This window comes from Pseudoalteromonas aurantia 208 (assembly GCF_014858725.1).
GTDB lineage: Bacteria > Pseudomonadota > Gammaproteobacteria > Enterobacterales > Alteromonadaceae > Pseudoalteromonas > Pseudoalteromonas aurantia.
Genome location: NZ_AQGV01000012.1, coordinates 18,775 through 36,409, shown reverse-complemented (window position 1 = coordinate 36,409; position 17,635 = coordinate 18,775). Strand labels below are relative to the sequence as shown.

Genomic DNA, 17,635 nt, shown 5'->3' with positions numbered 1-17,635 from the left:
CCACAGTGATAATCAACGTTCGGGCCGATAGCGCTCCCTCAGCCTGAACGTGATTCATGCTATATAATCGTGTTACAAAATGGTCAAGCCACTGTCTGACTTAATGTGTTCAATCACCATATAAGTATGGTTCGTACTCACGCCTGGTGTTTCTACAATTTTACCTAATACTTCTCGATATTGTGCCATATCCGCAACACGAATTGTGACAAGGTAATCAAAGCCACCAGCGACCATATCACAACTCACTACTTGCGGTATTTTAACAATATGCTCCCTAAAGAGCGAAAATACCGCCTCTGTAGAGCTTTTTAACGTTATTTCTACATGTGCGACCAATGCTTGCCCTAGCTTCGCGGAATTTAAACGCGCAGAGTAACCCTCTATATACCCTTCAGACTCGAGTTTTTTTACTCTGTCTAAACATGGGCTCGGGCTTAAATTTACTTCTTTTGCCAAATTAACATTAGATATTCGACCATTCCTTTGCAATACGTCTAATATTGCTAAATCAATACGGTCTAATACACGAGTTCTAATCGAAGTTGTCATGCAGCATTTAATTCTGTTTCTGAGTGAGTTATCCCCTTAATTTACCGTATTTTCCCAAAATAAGACAGCATATACTGCTTATTCTCAGATAGAATGCCTGAAAAATTTGATACTAAACACAATGCATCTAGGCTAAATTTTAAACACCTTTTAAGTGTGATACTGTTTAGTCTCGCGCAATGCATTAATTAACTATGTTGTAATTAATTAGGCGCTGTTTGTGCCACTATGCAGTCTGACCCAACTTACCCCTGTCTGACTTAATATGTGTTAATTACGTGTGTTTTTGACTCCTTTTCAGAGGGTTCCTTATGCTTTACAACGGTGATTTAATTACTAACTGTCCTATCAGACAAAAAATCCGTGACTTCTATCGTATTGATGAAGAGCAAGTTATTGACCATATTTTGCCACTTGCTGAAGTAGGCGTGACGGCTCGAAGCCGTGCATGGGAACGCGCACGCCAGATTGTGGTAAACATCCGTAAAGATCAAGACGGTCAAAATGGCGTGGATGCACTATTAAATGAATTCTCACTTTCTTCAGAAGAAGGGGTGGTATTGATGTGTTTAGCCGAGGCGTTGCTACGAGTACCTGATAAGGAAACCCAAGATAACCTCATTCGTGACAAATTAGCCAATGGTGATTGGAGCTCGCATTTAGGTAGCAGCGACTCTTTGTTTGTTAACGCATCTAGCTGGGGCTTACTGGTTACCGGTAAAATGGTGAACTACACAGACAAAAATAAAGATCAACAGTTTGGTGTTTTGAAAAAGACCATAGGCCGCTTAGGTGAACCAGTGATCCGTAAGTCTGTAAACTTTGCCATGAAAATCATGGGAAAGCAGTTTGTTATGGGTCAAAACATCGACGAAGCAATTGAAAGAGCTGCTGAAAAAGAGCAAAAAGGCTATGTATATTCATACGATATGCTAGGCGAAGGCGCACGTACTATGGAAGATGCCCAGCGCTACTTTAATAGTTACATGAATGCGATTCACTCTATAGGTAAAGCAGCAAACGGCAGAGGTCCAATAAAAAGCCCTGGTATCTCAGTTAAATTATCAGCAATACACCCACGTTATGAGTTCAGCCATCGGGAACGCGTACTCACTGAAATAGTGCCTAAGCTAAAAGAGCTGGCATTAGCAGCAAAAAAATATGACATTGGTTTCACCGTTGATGCTGAAGAAGCAGACCGATTAGACATCTCTTTAGATGTCATTGAAGCGGTTTTCTCTGACGATGAGCTTGGTGATTGGCAAGGGTTTGGTCTTGCTGTACAAGCCTATCAAAAACGAGCGATTTTCGTAGTTGAGTGGTTAACAGACTTAGCCCGCCGTGTCGGTCGTAAACTTATGGTCCGTTTAGTCAAAGGCGCGTACTGGGATACAGAAATTAAAACCACACAGCAAGATGGCTTAGATCACTTCCCTGTATTTACCCGTAAAGCAACAACAGATGTATCTTACAAAGCATGTGCCATTAAATTACTTGAAGCACGTGATGCGTTATTCCCACAGTTTGCAACACATAATGCTTACACGGCGGCAACTATCTTAGAAGTCGCCAAGGGTAATAACCAAGGTTTTGAATTCCAGCGTCTGCATGGTATGGGTGAATCGTTATTCGATCAAATCGTAGAAAAAGACAACGTACAGTGCCGCGTGTATGCACCGGTTGGTCAACATGAAGACTTGTTGGCCTACCTCGTTCGACGTTTACTTGAAAATGGTGCGAATTCATCATTTGTAAATGCCATTGTTGACGTCACTAAACCTGTTGAGTCTTTATTGCCAGACCCGGTTGAAACATTGCAAAGCTTACGCAATAAATTTAATACCCAAATTACTTTGCCTATTGAGCTTTATGGTGCTGAACGAGCCAATTCAAAAGGCATGGATTTAACAGACATCAATGTTATTTCTCCATTAAAAGACAATCTAGACAAATGGTTTGAAGATAACCGTATCTCTGCAGCGGATGTGAAAGAGGGCTTCCTAGCTGTGCGCAACCCAGCAAATCACACTGAAATCGTCGGTCAAGTGCCGCTTCATCAAAGTGATAAAATGCACTCGATGCTCGCAAACGCTGATAGTGCATTTGAAAGCTGGTCAGAAACACCGGTATCTGAACGTGCAGAACTATTACGCCGCATTGCCGATATATTAGAGCGTCACCATGATGAGCTGGTGGCTATCTGTATTAAAGAAGCCGGAAAAATTACCCAAGACAGCATTGATGAAGTACGCGAAGCTGTCGACTTTTGCCGTTATTATGCTGCACGTGCAGAAGAGTTATCTGAAGATGAACGTTTTGAAGCGCGTGGGGTTATTTTATGTATTAGTCCTTGGAACTTCCCACTGGCTATATTTCTAGGTCAAGTTGCCGCAGCCATAGTAACGGGTAATACCGTTATTGCGAAACCGGCAGAACAAACCAGTATGATTGCACTGCGTTGTATCGAGCTAATGCAGATTGTGGGTTTACCCGAACATGTTGTACAAGCGGTAATCGCGCGAGGCAGTGAAGTCGGTAAACACATAGTACCAGATGAGCGTATTCAAGCTGTGATGTTCACCGGTTCGACTGAAACAGGTACGTTAATCTCACAGATTCTTGCTGAACGAAATGACATTCAAGTGCCTCTTATTGCCGAAACCGGCGGTCAAAACTGTATGATCGTTGATTCAACGGCCTTACCAGAGCAAGTGGTTGATGATGTTATTTCATCGGGTTTCCAAAGTGCAGGTCAACGCTGTTCGGCACTACGGGTTTTATTCTTACAAGAAGATGTGGCCGATGGCATTATTAAAATGCTAAAAGGCGCTTTACAAGAATTACACATCGGCGACCCAGCTCAACTAGATACCGATGTTGGCCCAGTTATTGACGAAAAAGCACTCAATACACTTAGTGCACATGTTGAATACTTAAAAACCAATGGCAAGCTGTTGTTTGAATCGCCAATTCCTGATAATTCAGAAAATGGTGCTTATTTCTTTGCCCCTCGTTTATATGAAATTTCTGATTTATCCGTATTGAAACGTGAAGTATTTGGTCCTGTCGTGCACGTTATTCGTTATAAAGCCAGCGAGCTAGACAATGTGATTGACCAAATCAATAACACCGGTTATGGCTTAACAATGGGCGTTCACTCACGTATAGAAGAGCGTTGCCGCTATTTAGCTAAAATGTCTAGAGCAGGTAATGTTTACGTCAACCGCAATATGATTGGCGCGATTGTTGGAGTGCAACCTTTTGGTGGTCGAGGTTTGTCGGGGACTGGTCCTAAAGCTGGTGGCCCAAACTATTTGTATCGTTTGGTAAAAGAAAAGGCGTCACCTGAAAACGTACAAATGACTAACTTAACCGCTGATGAGTTAGAAACTCACAACTTCCCAGGAGCAACAGAGCAAGTTGATCGCTTGATGCGTAATTCAATGCGTGATGAAAAGATCTGGCGCGCAACACCGTTAAACGATCGAGTTTCTGCTGTTCGTCAATTGTTAGCCAAAATTGCCACCGTTGAAATTATTGATGACTTAGCAGACGATTTAGCAAAAACACTTGCTGATGCACGTACTCAGTTGAACCGTTTAGAAAAACGTATGCGTACACATACGACCTTACCTGGACCAACTGGTGAATCAAACACGCTTCATTTAGAAGCACGTGGTTGTGTTGTATGTTACGCCGATAAAAGTACCTCATTTAACTTTTGGGCAATTTCTATTATTACTGCATTAGCTGCGGGTAATACGGTTATTACAGTTGCATCTGAGATTTTCTATGATGAAGCCCAAGCGTTTAGAGATAAATTTATCTCGACAGGCATCGCCGAAGGAGTATTCCAGGTTGCAAAACCGAATCAACTACACGCTGTTTTAACGCACCCTCACCTTGCGGGTGCAGTTGTTGCTGCACGCTCATCACGCTTAGGGTACTTCAGCCAGCAATTGGCCGCGCGTAGTGGTGCCATTTTACCAGTTATCAGTGCTGAGTATTATGATACTTTGATCAGTCGTTTAGTTACGGAAAAAACCATCAGTATAGATACCACCGCATCAGGGGGTAACACTTCTCTAATGACGTTGGTTGAAGATGACGAATAAAGATTAATAATCTCAACGGGCATAAGCCAGCAGCTTATGCCCATTTCATTTTTAATCGCTCGCCAGTAAATCTCCCCCCTCTTTAGTACTACCGCTTTTGTTAATCTTTGCTAGTCTTATAAGTCTCACTTTATGTTTAGGGCTCAAGATGAAAATAATAAATATCAAGGACTTGAAACCTGGCATGTATGTCGCTGGCGTAATAAAGCAAACTGGCCACATAAAGATTAAAAGTCAAGGTTGGGTAAAGACGCAAAAGAGCATTGATAAGTTAGTATCAACAGGTGTACTTGAAGTAGAGATAGACCCAGATAAAACCATCCAGAATGGACAACAACAACAACAACAACAACCCCCTCCTCCCATTGATGAATCAATCCCTGAAACCGTATTTAATCCATGGCACAAATCCGCCAGTATCGAGTCGGAACTAACGCAAGCAACCAAACTGTATGATGAAGCCAAAACGCTGCAACAAAAAGCTTTTGTAGACTTACAATCGGGTGGGCCAATCAATATTTCCGCTTTTAAAGAAACTGCTCATGGATTGATTGATTCCGTATTTAGAAATCAAGATGCCTTAGCGTGTATTGCACGTATCCGAGAAAAAGATACCTATCTGTTAGAACATTCTATTAATGTCTCAATACTTATTAGCATTTTTGCCAAACATATGGGCATTGAACGCCCTATAATAGAGCAAATGGCGACGGGAGCGCTACTGCACGATATTGGTAAAGTACACATTCCAGATTCTATTTTACAAAAGCCATCCCAGCTAACAAAAGATGAATTTGAAGTAATGAAAAGCCATGCTAAATACAGCTTTGACATTGTATTACAGGCTCAGCTGGGTAAAATCGCTACTGAAATAGCGGGTTATCATCATGAACGGCTCGATGGGTCGGGATACCCATATGGATATAAAACGGATGAGCTGTCTCAGTACGTCAAAATGGCAGCCATTGTAGATGTATATGATGCACTGACCGCTGAGCGAATTTACAAAGTCGGCATGACACCAGTCAAAGCATTCAAAATACTTAAAGAAGGCACCCCGCATCACTACGACACCGAGCTCCTAAATATATTCATTAATGCCATTGGGGTTTACCCAGTTGGCACGCTCGTCAAGCTCACCAGCCAAAGAGTCGGTATTGTTTGTGCAAGTAACCCTGAGGCGCCTTTGAAACCGACAGTTAAAGTATTCTACCACGCAAAGCATATGCATTATGTCGAAGTAAAAGACGTCGACCTATCTAACAAGCGAGTTGATGATAGTTTGGAGGCGGCGATAAAGCCGGAAGAATTTAGCTTAGACTTGTTAAAGTTCTTCCGCCATTCAATGCTGCCATAACACCAACGTAGCCAATATATCACGGTGTTAAAGCGGCCAATCTTGCATTGCTTTTAAGGTAAACTCATAACCGTCAAAATCAAACAATGCCTGTTCAGGCGTGATCTCTAATAGCTGCAATACACCTATACTATCTCCTTCATACAGATCGCGATTATTCAACTTTATCCAGCGCTTATCCGCTTCAGTAGCATAAATATGTGCCTGATACCGTAATCGTGGAATACTGTTTTGCAGATCTATGGGTAATAGCTCGATGGGCGTCGCCCTTGCAGAGTCTTTACTCGTTGCTATTACTTCGCTCTCTTGACTGCCTTCAGTATCAGCAACCGCCTGAGCAAAGGCATCTTTGAGCTCATCTGACACTTTATCTAGCTCAGGATCATGATAACTCGCTTGCTCATTCAACGGCTTACCAAGTACGCGATATTGGCTCATATCGATACTTGATGCGTCACCTAGCTTCGGGGGTTGTGCTGTGATAACGGGTTGCCTGGTATTTTGTTGGGCTAGGATATTGGGCTGCGTCAAACTTTGTAGCCCCGTGTTACGTTGAACAAATTGCGGCTGAACAATATTTGCTTGATTAACAACCGCCTGTTGATTAGCGACTGGCACTAAACGTTGTTCATATACCGCTTGACCAGATACATCAACGCCAATTTGCACCGATGCCCATTGATACTGAACGCTCGGCTGTATTGGATTCACCACTGGGTTTACTACCGTTTGTGGTTGCGCTATCGGGTTTTGGTTTACCGCACTACTGACTATCGACTGCTCCACAGGGGTCGAATTAGCCTGCGAATTACTTTTCGGCACACCTTTAACCGCAGGTTGTTGTACTTGTTGATTATTTTTTTGCGCAACAACAGCGTTACTAGTCAACGTAACTTGCGATGATGATTGTATAAACTTACCGGCTGCATATCCTGCGACAAGTGCACCACCAAACACTAAGACACCGCCCAACCCAAGTGAAAGCCGACGATAAAACTTCAATTGCTTCTCATGTTGATAAGACAAATGCGCCTGCTCTGAGGTTGCTGTGTGTTCTGATTGTTTTAAAGCATTAAATAAATAAGACATTTTATTTCACTATACAATATATGACAGGCCAAAGCCTGAGATAAATAACAAGGCACACGTGGCTGAAACCTGCCATTGCAAACTGATTTTTTGAGCCACTTCTTGCGGGACTAAATCAAGTGGTAGCGCTTCTTGTGCTGCTTGTTGTGCAATGGTTTTATTAACAACCATCTTCTGGGCTGAAAAAGCGCCGAGTAAGCACCTATCTGCCAACAAATTTAATAATCTGGGTATTCCCGCCGTTGCTTTATGCATAAAAGCAATTGCGTCATGGTCAAATAACGATGCCTCACAACCCGCTTTATTCAAACGATGCTGAATATATGCAAAGACCTGTGCTTCAGTTAATGGCAATAAGTGGTAACGCGCCGTGATCCGCTGTGCTAACTGTCGTAACTCATTCCGCTGTAACAGTTGTTGTAACTCAGGCTGGCCAACTAATACAATTTGCAATAGCTTTTTATGATCTGTCTCTAAATTTGTCAGTAGTCGTAATTGCTCAAGGACTTCAGGCGCTAAATGCTGTGCTTCATCAATGATCAACATGGTATGACCGCCCTGCTCATGATTACTGAGCAAGCGGGCTTTGATAATATCAGTTAAACGCTTTAGCGTTGCGTTATCGGCATCGTATTCTATGTTTAACTCATCACATATACTGGCCAATAGTTCCATTTCAGACAAAGCAGGGTTCAAAATAAAAGCAACTTGAGTGCTGTTTGGTAATTGAGCGAGCATACTGCGTGTCACAGTCGTTTTTCCAGTCCCTACCTCTCCTGTTAGTAATACAAAGCCACCTGCATCACCTAAACCGTATGTTAAGTGCGCGAGCGCTTCTTTATGTCTGTCACTCAAAAACAAGTATTCTGGATTTGGCGCAATTGAAAAGGGTTTTTCATTCAACCCAAAGTAGCGTAAATACACGATGCGTCTCTTTATTGTTATGATGCAGCCTATAATGGCAAAAAAAGCCAACAAGTTAAAACCTTGTTTCTAATTTTATGAAATTAGTTTATTCCGTTAGACAAGATTGAGGCCAAAATGAAAATATATTTAGTGGGCGGTGCAGTACGCGATGAATTGTTAGGTCGCCCTATTGTCGAAAGAGATTACGTTGTTGTCGGGGCAACGCCAGCAATAATGATCAAGCAGGGCTATAAACAAGTTGGCAAAGACTTTCCGGTCTTTTTACACCCCGAGACTCATGACGAATATGCGCTCGCGCGTACAGAGCGAAAAAGTGGTCAAGGTTATGGTGGATTTATCTGTGATTTTGAACAAAGTATTACACTCGAGCAAGATTTATTTAGACGGGACCTCACAGTTAATGCAATAGCAAAAGCAAATGATGGTCAATTAATAGACCCGTACCACGGCCAAGATGACTTGAATAACCGTATTTTACGTCATGTAGGACCCGCATTCAGTGAAGATCCTTTACGTATTCTACGTGTTGCACGCTTCGCAGCACGGTATGATCACTTAGGTTTTACCATTGCTGATAGCACAATGAAAATGATGGAAAACATGGTTAGTCGAGGTGAATTAAAAACGCTGACGCAAGAACGTATATGGCTAGAAATTGAAAAATGCTTAGCTGACGGTGCGATTGAACACTTTACCACGACTCTGGACCAGCTTGGGGCGCTGACAGATGTGCAACCATTATTGATAGATTGGAACGTTCAGGAGCGCACTCAACTTAAAAAATTGCTCATGCGCCTACCTCACTCTCATCCACATAATAAAATAATTCAATTTTGTCTATGGCTATACGATACACCCAGTGATAAGTTAAAAGCCCTCGAGCAAACTCTAAAAATTCCTTCTCGCTATGCAGTCGCATTGAGAGATTTTTGTGAACATAAAGCATGTTTTATACCGTCAGTGAGCGCACAACAGCTGTTAACCCTGTTTGATCGTATCGATTTATGGCGAAGACCTGAGCGGTTTGACTTATTACTCGAGATCATCACTTTTTCACAGTATAACAATCCTTCTCTCATTGCGCTGATTAAAGAGGCGGCTGCCAACACTCGGGCTATCGATGTGCAAGCCATTATTGCCGCAGGTTTCTGCGGGGCCCAAATTAAAACCCAATTAACACAACAACGTTTATCTACTCTGAAAACGACCTTCAATTAATCATTATTATCAGGTGGGGAGTACCTCACCTGCATAAAAAGTTCCCTTTTGATATAAAAAAAATCAACCGCCTAAAAAAACGCCGCCAAAATTAAACGTTCGCTAACATCACAACCACATAAAAGCTGCTTAATCATACTAAAACTTTGAATATTCTTTTCCATTTAGAAAAAGCCATTCACATAACATGCAACATAAAAGTAAATACACACTCACCGTAAAGGCTTCGTTACACAAGGCACCTTCCTACAAGTACTGATAATAAAGGCAGAGTACAAAATGACAAACCATCGTAAACAGAAAATACAAATTAGAAACAAACATTACAACCGCCAAACAGCCGCTTGTAACATTTAGATATGCTAAAAATGCTGCATAAATATAACCGCACTTATAAAAGTAAGGGCGGCCCTTAACAACAACTTAAAGAAAGGTCTTATGTTGAAGAAGTTAAATCTATTGACTGTCGGTATTAAAGCTGCGTTATTAACTAGCGCCGTATCAGGTTCAGCTGTCATGGCAAACGAAACTGGAGAAGTTAAAAAAGTTGAGCGTATTCAGGTTACTGGATCAAAAATAAAACGTTTTAACCTTACTTCCCCCACCCCTGTAACGGTTATTGGCGGTGTTGAACTCGAAAACCAAGGTATTACCAATGTAAACGATTTACTTGCGTCAATGCCACAAGCTTCGGTAGGCCTTTCTCCTGAAACAACCACAAACTTAATATTCTCATCCGGATTAAACACCACCGATCTACGCGGCCTAGGTTCTGAGCGTACATTAGTTTTAGTGAATGGTCGCCGTTATGTCCCAGGTTCTGTTGGTGGTACTGCTGTCGATTTAAACAACATTCCAACATCTATGATTGAGCGTATTGAAATTGCCACAGGTGGTGCAGCAGCTGTATACGGCGCTGATGCAGTTGCCGGTGTTGTTAATATCATTACTAAAAAATCAATGGACGGTATTGAGGTTGACGTATCAACCGTTCGACCTGAACAAAGTGGTGGAGAAGAAAACTTTTTCTCAATCACAGGTGGTATGGAAGGAGACAAACTTTCATTCATCGCTTCATTGAATTACACAGAAAACAAAAGCTACACACAACTCAGTCGCGACTTTGTACGTACCCCAGTTAATAGCTATGCTAACCCTGCAAACACCAGTGGCACTGACGGCATTCCTGATCGCATCGTATTGGGCCATCCAACAGCATTGGCTTACTACTCAGAAGGAGGAGACTTCTTCACTCAAAGTGGCTTTGATGATAATGCTTTCAATAACCACCATTATACATTCGATGCAAATGGTAATGTTCGTGCATTTGACTACGGACTAGGCCGCTTACCTAACCCTGGAGTTGGTAACGCTTCTCGTAGCTATTTACAAGGTGGAGACCAGCAAGGTGATGGCGTATTTGGTCACGGTTACAAAGACTTTTTCCAGACGCCTCTTGAACGCATCATCGCGTCTGCTTACGGTACTTATCAACTAAATGATGAACACGCACTAACATTTGATTTTACCTATTCAAATACCGATGCAACAACTGAAAGTGGCCCAGCTTTCTTCCGCCACACAATTCGTCGTGACAATGCATATATGAAAGATGATATGGCTAAGTTACTCGATGATAATGGCTTAACCGAGGTGACATTACGCCAAGCAAATGAACACCTTTGGGGTAACCGTTCATATGGGCAAGAGCGTGAAGTTTTCCGTACCTCAATCGGTGCTGAAGGTTTTTTAAATGATGATTGGGGATACAGCACCTATGTTCAGTACGGCCGTATTGAGCAAGACACAATTTGGGAAGGTGAGATTTTAACTCAAAACCAAATGAATGCAATCGATGCCGTTGAGTACAATGGTCAAATTGTATGCGCTGACCGCGATGCAAACGATAATGTCGTAGGTGCCTTAGCTGGCTGTACCCCATTTAATACAATGGGTGCAACATCAGTCACTCAAGAACAATTAGACTACATAGGGACCACTGCAACCCGATTCGCCAAGCATGACCAAGTTGTGTTTGCTTTAACTGTTGATGGCACTTTATTTGAACTACCTGCAGGGTATGTTGCTGCTGCATTTACAGCAGAGCACCGTCGTGAATCTGTAACGACAACCCCGTCTGATAATATGGCCAAAGGGTTAATCTTCGGCAACTCTAGCTTACCTATGAGTGGCGAAATTGAAGTAGATGAACTCTCTGCAGAAATTTCAGTCCCCCTTGTTGAAGATAAGTTCTTAGTACAAGATTTAACACTTGAAACAGCGTACCGCTATATGGATTACTCTGTTACTGGTGGTGATGATGCATGGAAAATCGCGTTAAACTGGGGCGTAAGCGATGAACTTCGCGTTCGTATTAACCGCTCTAAGTCAGTAAGAGCGCCAAGCTTAGGTGATTTATTTACACCAAATTCAAAAACTTTTGATTCCGGTCGTGCCGATATTTGTCGCGCCGATAGCATTGAAGCATCTGGCAGTGAGTTTAAAGACAATGTAATTCGTAACTGTGCGGCTGACAATATGCCGGCGGGTTGGATGCCGACCGATGAATGGTTAGCCGGTGGAAGCTTACCAGGTTACATTCGCGGTAATGAGCACCTAAATAATGAAGTATCAAATGACCATACTATCGGTGTTATTTATACCCCTTCATTCGTTGAAGGTCTAGATTTCACATTAGACTACTGGGCATTTGAAATCGATGGTGCGATTGAGTACTTCGATAGAGACACAGTACAATATTGTTACGAGTCTAGCTCGCTAGATAATCCATTCTGTGCAAATGTGGTACGTAATGAACAAACGCGTGATATCGAGTACTTCATTGATAAACCAATCAATGCAGCTCAGTTTGCAAGAAAAGGGTTTGATTTCGAATCAGCATACCGTACCGATATTCTAAATGGCTTTCTTTCACTTAAATTCACTGCAACGTATTTAACTGAAGCGACTGAAAATACAACGGGCCGCTCTGATGGGCTACGCGTTAAATTAGGTGAAATGAAGTCGCCACGCGTTAAAGCTCGCTTTACTGCTTCTTATACACATGATGACTCTTCATACGTATTAACAACTAACTATCGCCACTCAACGGTAGAAAGTAATACGTGGACAATAGAAGACAACAATTATAATGATATCCCGTCATACACAACGTTCGACTTTATGTACAAAACATACTTGTTAGATGAGCTACAATTACGTGTAGGTGTTAACAACTTACTTGATAAAGCACCACCACGTAACCCATTTGCATTTGATGAGGGTGAGTTCTTTGATGTAAAAGGTCGACGCCTTTCTTTAGGTGCTAAATACTCATTCTAATTGAGCTATAAGTATCTATACGCACGCGTCGATTGCTAATCGACGCGTTTTTATCTCTACAATACATTCACAGTAACTCCTAGCACCACTTTCCGACGCGTGCCCTAATCTATAAACTCGTCGTCATATATATTTACAATGAGCAACCCGCCTATCCTTTGCGAAGAGTTAGTCATTACCACAGACAAATATGGCAGAAGAAAAAACAGTAAGCACAAAAAAAGCGCCCTAAGCGCTTTTTTAAGTCAGATGAGACTTACAATAATAAATAAGCAAACAGTCCCATGCCGAGTAAAAGTCGATATATCACAAATGGCATCATGCCCATACGCTCTATTACTTTCAAGAAAAAATAAATACATGCATAAGCTGACATAAACGACAATACAGAACCCATTACAATAGCCTGCCAATCAATCAATTCATCTGCTGAAATCAACTTATAAATGTAATATGAGCCAGCTGCAGCTATCACGGGTATAGACATTAAAAAAGAAAAACGCGCAGCACTTTGTTTATTTAAACCAATTAATAAACCAACAGTCATGGTGATCCCTGAGCGAGAAGTACCAGGAAATACCATAGCGACCACCTGAGACAATCCGATAAGTAAAGCGCTCATCCAGTTGAGCTGATAAATCGTTTTAATTTGTTTTGCTTTTGCATCGGCATACCACAGCAATAAACCAAATACGATCGTTGTCGTCGCAATGATATAGGCATTACGTGAGTAGCTCTCAACAAAGTCTTTAAAAAAGTAACCGATGATCAGTGATGGGATTGTGGCAATTAAAATCCACCAGCCAAGCTGGCTGTCATCTGTTTTTCCCTGTGCTGAAAATGATTTAAACCAAGCGCTTAAAATTGCCACTACTTCTTTACGAAAGTATATAATAACGGCGATTAAAGTGCCGACATGTACCGCTACATCAAATGCAGTTCCTTGATCTTGCCAACCCAAAATCTGTGAAGGTAAAATTAAGTGTGCCGAGCTTGAAATGGGTAAAAATTCCGTTAGACCTTGAACTAAGGCAAGTACAATAATTTCGATAATACTCATAAATATTATAACTCCACCTTCCATAGTTTTTGCTGCGGATTATGATATTCCCGCCAAATTTCATCAATTGTTTTTGCCACTACTGGGTGATAAAAATCTGCGGCAACCTCATGCAATGGCTGTAGCACAAAAGCATTTTTTACAACTTCATCTCGCGGCAGTTGAGCTGGGCTCTCACAAATTACATCGTCATAAAACAATAGATCTAAATCTAATGTTCGTGGGCTAAACTTTTTATCCTGATGCGTTCGGCCATTATCTAGTTCTATCTCTTTTAGTACTCGACACACATCCGCTAATGACATCGCTGTTTGTGCGCCCAGCACTGAGTTATAAAAATTACGACCTGCAAAACCTACCGCTTCACTTTCATAGACACTTGAATGAATACTATCAGGGAAATGGGTTAACAAGGCTTTTAGCCCTGCTGCTAAGTAATGCTCTTTGTTAACATTTGAGCCTAAGCTAATATAAATTTGTGCCATTGCTAGTGTTTTACCCGTGTTATTTCTACACCCACGGTTTTTGCTGCAGATACTGCCGCTGGTTTGCTAACTCGAAGCATCACTTGTGTCACATTAAACTCATTCAAAATAATCTCGGCTAATTGTTCAACTAAAGTCTCTAATAACTCTACCGGTTGGCCTGTTGTATGCACCGAAATACGTTCGCTCACCTTTGCATAATCCACCGCCAAATGTATATCATCTGACTGAGCTGCGGCCGAAATATCGGTCAACATCTCAATATCAAAGTATAAGCTTTGTTTACTTTCCTTCTCAAAGTCGTAAACTCCTATTATGGTTTCGACATGTAGTTGTGAGATATAAACCTTATCCATTACTGCTCCATTGGTACGTAGCTCAAACTTGAGAGTGTTTTCTCAAAAAATCTATTACAACTGTCGATCATAGCCCAAAACTTAATAAGACAAAATAAGGAAACGTGTGTTAGTTAGTTTAATCTGTATATGCGCCTATTTAATTGGCTCAATTTCATCCGCAGTTTTGGTATGTCAAGTATTTGGCTTGCCCGATCCTCGCTTTGCAGGTTCTAACAACCCCGGAGCTACCAATGTACTGAGGTTAGGGGGAAAAGTTCCCGCGGTACTCGTGCTTATCTTTGACATATTAAAAGGCACTATCCCTGTATGGGGGGCATATTTCCTACAAATCGAACCGGTTTGGCTAGGCGCGGTCGCTGTTGCTGCATGTTTAGGTCATATTTACCCCATCTTTTTTCATTTCAATGGTGGAAAGGCGGTCGCCACAGCTTTTGGTGCATTACTGCCTATTGGGTTGTCATTGGGAGGAATGCTCATTGCAACTTGGTTGTGTGTTTTATGGTTAACACGATACGCTTCATTAGCAGCAATTGTGACCGTCACCGCAGCACCGATATATACTTGGCTAATAAAACCAATTTATACCATTCCAGTCAGTTTTTTAACGGCCTTAATTATATTTCGACATCGTTCAAATATAGCTAGGCTCTTGAAAGGGCAAGAGCCTAAAATTGGCAAAAAAAAGTCTTAAAGTGGTTTTAAGCTATCAAGTGGCCAACGCGGTTGTGTTTTCATATCTAGAGGCGCATATTGCTTAGCCTTTAAACGCTGCATACCAGCAAAAGCAATCATCGCTCCATTATCTGTACAAAACTCGGTTCGTGGGTAATATACTTTGCCTTGCATGCCTTGCATCACACGCGCTAACTTACCTCTAAGCTCTGTATTTGCACTCACCCCTCCAGCAATTACCAAGCGTTTTATACCCGTCTGTTTTAATGCTCTTTTGCATTTTATCGCCAAAGTATCGATCACTGCCGTTTGAAAAGCATGGGCAATATCCGCTTTCGTTTGTACATCATCGCCTTCAGTTCGAATTGTGTTAGCTGCTGCCGTTTTTAAACCGCTAAAGCTAAAATCAAGTCCTGGCTTATCTGTCATAGGTCTGGGAAAGACAAACTTCTTTGCAACTCCCTGTTCAGCAAGTTTCGCCAAACGTGGCCCACCAGGATAATCCAATCCTAAAAGTTTAGCTGTCTTATCAAATGCTTCGCCTGCAGCATCATCAACCGATTCTCCAAGCACTTCATATTCACCAATTCCAGTGACTTTTACCATCATGGTATGGCCACCTGATACTAACAACGCAATAAATGGAAAATCAGGCTGCTCATCTTCAAGCATAGGCGCTAATAAATGCCCCTCCATATGGTGCACTGCAACAGCTGGTAATCCCCAGCCAAACGCCAAAGAACGTCCTATTGATGTACCAACCAATAATGCGCCAACTAGACCAGGCCCTGCAGTATATGCCACACCATCTAAAGACTCAGGCCCACACCCAGCTTCTTTGAACGCAGCTTCAATCAAAGGAATCGTTTTTCTAACATGATCACGAGAAGCTAGCTCAGGTACCACACCACCATAATCAGCATGTACTTTAACCTGACTATATAACTGATGTGCAAGTAATCCTTGTTCATCATCATAAATAGCAATGCCAGTTTCATCACAGGATGATTCAATACCTAATATGCGCAATTTACCTCTCCCGCCTTACATTAAAAATATGAAGATTTTACCTTGAGCTGGTTTTACTCAGCAAGAAAAACTAACGCCCACTTTAAATGGCGATACCAATATTCGTTTGCCCATCAGCAACAGCATGTTGCTTTAATGCTTTAACACTGTCGCTTGTGATGCGCCCCATCTGTTCAACAAAGTCAATAAGTCCAGCTAACACGTCTATTTCATATTGCATTATTTCATGTTCACGTACTAGTGTATTGTCCGGTTCAATGCCTTCATTTTCCAATACAAACTCAACATAGCGTGCAACCGTAGCTTGCGATATTTTCGCAATATCAATGAATTCTTGATCATCTTTGGCCATAAGCCCATGGATCAGTCCTAATAACGCCGTCGCTGTATCAATTGCAGGGTAAGTCCCAAACATATCGAATTGCGATAACTCAGGGACATTCGGTTCTATTTTGTCTACTTGTTTTTCAAGGTTGATTTTACTTTTGGGTAACACGATAATTTCCCAACAGACATTCAACGCACTCTTCATAATTGCCGCATCACCAAACTCTGTTGCTTCACTAAACAACGTATAATTAGGTAACATACGTTCAATAATTGCAGCCGACAACACTGCTTTTTGAAGGTAATTTAAGTCTCTGATACGTTGAAAGTTATTTGCTTTACTCATGTTGTTTCCCACATTGCCAGCAATATTGAAAAGCTGGACCATTTATCTCATTGCATTGCACACAGCACCAATCATCATGCTTCTGCGTTTGTGCGTAGTTTAACAAAATTTGCTCCGCATCGCGTAGCTTTATCTCGTACACATAAACACTTAATTTAGCCTGTTCATTAGGTATCTCCCCTATTGCGCCTTGCAACGCACTTCCGCCTAAATGAGATTGTATTTTGGCTTGCGTTAATAAGCCTTGAATAATATGTGCTTCAATCATATTGTCCGTTGTAAAAGCACACCTCCACTTGAAGCTATTATCTGTCATACTTACTTACCTGTTTAAAACTATCAGTTCGAGGCTTTATGACACTCACGACCCCAGGTTTACTCTTCCCCGCAATATCACTACTACTGCTAGCGTACACTAATCGATTTCTTGTTCTTGCGCAGCTTATACGTGAACTTAATGCACGAGAAGGCGATACATTACGCCCTCTCGTTAGAGCCCAAATTGATAATCTAAGAAAACGCATTAAACTCATTCGGTTCATGCAAGTTTGGGGGGTAATTGCATTTTTGTTATGTACTCTGTCTATGTTTGCATTATTCATTGATGTCGCACTAACTGGCATTGTTTTGTTTGGAGCAAGTCTTTGTTGCTTAACACTTTCGCTCATTATCTCTTTATATGAAATTCATATCTCTTGTGATGCCATAGAAATAGAATTGCAAAATATCGAAAAAAAGCCATCTTCGTAATTAAGCA

15 protein-coding genes are annotated in these 17,635 nt (G+C 41.6%); 6 read left to right on the top strand and 9 right to left on the bottom strand.

The annotated features are described in order from the left end of the window. Positions 1-72 precede the first annotated feature (72 nt). Positions 73-552, bottom strand: a complete 480-nt coding sequence (locus tag PAUR_RS04275; RefSeq protein ID WP_192506584.1) for a winged helix-turn-helix transcriptional regulator — start codon at positions 550-552, stop codon at positions 73-75. 311 nt (positions 553-863) lie between these two features. Between PAUR_RS04275 and putA the strand changes: the two genes are divergently transcribed. Both putA and PAUR_RS04265 read left to right on the top strand, forming a co-directional pair. After that, positions 864-4,667, top strand: a complete 3,804-nt coding sequence (putA, locus tag PAUR_RS04270) for a bifunctional proline dehydrogenase/L-glutamate gamma-semialdehyde dehydrogenase PutA (protein ID WP_192506583.1) — start codon at positions 864-866, stop codon at positions 4,665-4,667. A 148-nt stretch (positions 4,668-4,815) separates the two neighbouring features. Then, a complete protein-coding gene (locus tag PAUR_RS04265; RefSeq protein ID WP_192506582.1) occupies positions 4,816-6,024 on the top strand; it encodes an HD-GYP domain-containing protein in 1,209 nt (402 codons plus the stop codon). A 27-nt stretch (positions 6,025-6,051) separates the two neighbouring features. Here PAUR_RS04265 and PAUR_RS04260 read toward each other — a convergent pair whose 3' ends face one another. Both PAUR_RS04260 and PAUR_RS04255 read right to left on the bottom strand, forming a co-directional pair. Continuing rightward, entirely contained in the window at positions 6,052-7,113 is a 1,062-nt protein-coding gene (locus tag PAUR_RS04260; RefSeq protein ID WP_192506581.1) for a general secretion pathway protein GspB, read from the bottom strand. A 9-nt stretch (positions 7,114-7,122) separates the two neighbouring features. Then, complete coding sequence (locus PAUR_RS04255; protein WP_192506580.1) at positions 7,123-8,037, bottom strand: ExeA family protein; 915 nt, start codon at positions 8,035-8,037, stop codon at positions 7,123-7,125. Positions 8,038-8,154: 117 nt separating this feature from the next. Between PAUR_RS04255 and PAUR_RS04250 the strand changes: the two genes are divergently transcribed. Both PAUR_RS04250 and PAUR_RS04245 read left to right on the top strand, forming a co-directional pair. Beyond that, positions 8,155-9,258, top strand: a complete 1,104-nt coding sequence (locus PAUR_RS04250; RefSeq protein ID WP_192506579.1) for a tRNA nucleotidyltransferase — start codon at positions 8,155-8,157, stop codon at positions 9,256-9,258. A 438-nt stretch (positions 9,259-9,696) separates the two neighbouring features. Continuing rightward, on the top strand, positions 9,697-12,600 hold the full coding sequence (locus tag PAUR_RS04245) for a TonB-dependent receptor domain-containing protein (protein ID WP_192506578.1): 2,904 nt from the start codon (positions 9,697-9,699) through the stop codon (positions 12,598-12,600). Between the two features lie 256 nt (positions 12,601-12,856). Here PAUR_RS04245 and PAUR_RS04240 read toward each other — a convergent pair whose 3' ends face one another. Genes PAUR_RS04240 through folB form a run of 3 tightly spaced genes read right to left on the bottom strand, consistent with a single transcriptional unit; the run spans position 12,857 to position 14,501 of the window. Continuing rightward, complete coding sequence (locus PAUR_RS04240) at positions 12,857-13,660, bottom strand: undecaprenyl-diphosphate phosphatase (protein WP_192506577.1); 804 nt, start codon at positions 13,658-13,660, stop codon at positions 12,857-12,859. Positions 13,661-13,665: 5 nt separating this feature from the next. Beyond that, on the bottom strand, positions 13,666-14,145 hold the full coding sequence (folK, locus tag PAUR_RS04235; RefSeq protein WP_192506576.1) for a 2-amino-4-hydroxy-6-hydroxymethyldihydropteridine diphosphokinase: 480 nt from the start codon (positions 14,143-14,145) through the stop codon (positions 13,666-13,668). A 2-nt stretch (positions 14,146-14,147) separates the two neighbouring features. Continuing rightward, a complete protein-coding gene (gene folB / locus PAUR_RS04230) occupies positions 14,148-14,501 on the bottom strand; it encodes a dihydroneopterin aldolase (protein ID WP_192506575.1) in 354 nt (117 codons plus the stop codon). Positions 14,502-14,607: 106 nt separating this feature from the next. On the opposite strand from folB, the gene plsY reads away from it, so the two are divergent. Continuing rightward, positions 14,608-15,195 (top strand): glycerol-3-phosphate 1-O-acyltransferase PlsY, encoded by a 588-nt coding sequence (gene plsY, locus PAUR_RS04225; RefSeq protein WP_192506574.1) that lies wholly within the window; start codon positions 14,608-14,610, stop codon positions 15,193-15,195. Here plsY and tsaD read toward each other — a convergent pair. From tsaD to PAUR_RS04210, 3 genes are all read right to left on the bottom strand, one after another. Then, positions 15,192-16,205: a tRNA (adenosine(37)-N6)-threonylcarbamoyltransferase complex transferase subunit TsaD gene (gene tsaD, locus PAUR_RS04220; RefSeq protein WP_192506573.1), complete on the bottom strand. Its 1,014-nt coding sequence runs from the start codon at positions 16,203-16,205 to the stop codon at positions 15,192-15,194. The two genes, plsY and tsaD, sit on opposite strands and share 4 nt — an antisense overlap. 82 nt (positions 16,206-16,287) lie before the next feature. Then, positions 16,288-16,878 (bottom strand): YjaG family protein, encoded by a 591-nt coding sequence (locus PAUR_RS04215; RefSeq protein ID WP_192506572.1) that lies wholly within the window; start codon positions 16,876-16,878, stop codon positions 16,288-16,290. After that, complete coding sequence (locus PAUR_RS04210) at positions 16,871-17,194, bottom strand: putative signal transducing protein (protein ID WP_192506571.1); 324 nt, start codon at positions 17,192-17,194, stop codon at positions 16,871-16,873. Before PAUR_RS04210 ends, PAUR_RS04215 begins: the two co-directional genes overlap by 8 nt. Before the next feature lie 38 nt (positions 17,195-17,232). Here PAUR_RS04210 and PAUR_RS04205 point away from each other — a divergent pair, with 38 nt between their 5' ends. After that, complete coding sequence (locus tag PAUR_RS04205; protein ID WP_192506570.1) at positions 17,233-17,628, top strand: DUF2721 domain-containing protein; 396 nt, start codon at positions 17,233-17,235, stop codon at positions 17,626-17,628. Positions 17,629-17,635 lie beyond the last annotated feature (7 nt).

Excerpts from the sequence above, each read along its gene's own strand:
- PAUR_RS04265 (WP_192506582.1), top strand. The coding sequence starts at position 4,816 with ATGAAAATAATAAATATCAAGGACTTGAAACCTGGCATGTATGTCGCT.
- folB (WP_192506575.1), bottom strand. The coding sequence starts at position 14,501 with ATGGATAAGGTTTATATCTCACAACTACATGTCGAAACCATAATAGGA.
- PAUR_RS04250 (WP_192506579.1), top strand. The coding sequence starts at position 8,155 with ATGAAAATATATTTAGTGGGCGGTGCAGTACGCGATGAATTGTTAGGT.
- PAUR_RS04215 (WP_192506572.1), bottom strand. The coding sequence starts at position 16,878 with ATGAGTAAAGCAAATAACTTTCAACGTATCAGAGACTTAAATTACCTT.
- PAUR_RS04275 (WP_192506584.1), bottom strand. The coding sequence starts at position 552 with ATGACAACTTCGATTAGAACTCGTGTATTAGACCGTATTGATTTAGCA.
- folK (WP_192506576.1), bottom strand. The coding sequence starts at position 14,145 with ATGGCACAAATTTATATTAGCTTAGGCTCAAATGTTAACAAAGAGCAT.
- PAUR_RS04245 (WP_192506578.1), top strand. The coding sequence starts at position 9,697 with ATGTTGAAGAAGTTAAATCTATTGACTGTCGGTATTAAAGCTGCGTTA.
- PAUR_RS04210 (WP_192506571.1), bottom strand. The coding sequence starts at position 17,194 with ATGACAGATAATAGCTTCAAGTGGAGGTGTGCTTTTACAACGGACAAT.
- putA (WP_192506583.1), top strand. The coding sequence starts at position 864 with ATGCTTTACAACGGTGATTTAATTACTAACTGTCCTATCAGACAAAAA.
- PAUR_RS04205 (WP_192506570.1), top strand. The coding sequence starts at position 17,233 with ATGACACTCACGACCCCAGGTTTACTCTTCCCCGCAATATCACTACTA.
- PAUR_RS04240 (WP_192506577.1), bottom strand. The coding sequence starts at position 13,660 with ATGAGTATTATCGAAATTATTGTACTTGCCTTAGTTCAAGGTCTAACG.
- PAUR_RS04260 (WP_192506581.1), bottom strand. The coding sequence starts at position 7,113 with ATGTCTTATTTATTTAATGCTTTAAAACAATCAGAACACACAGCAACC.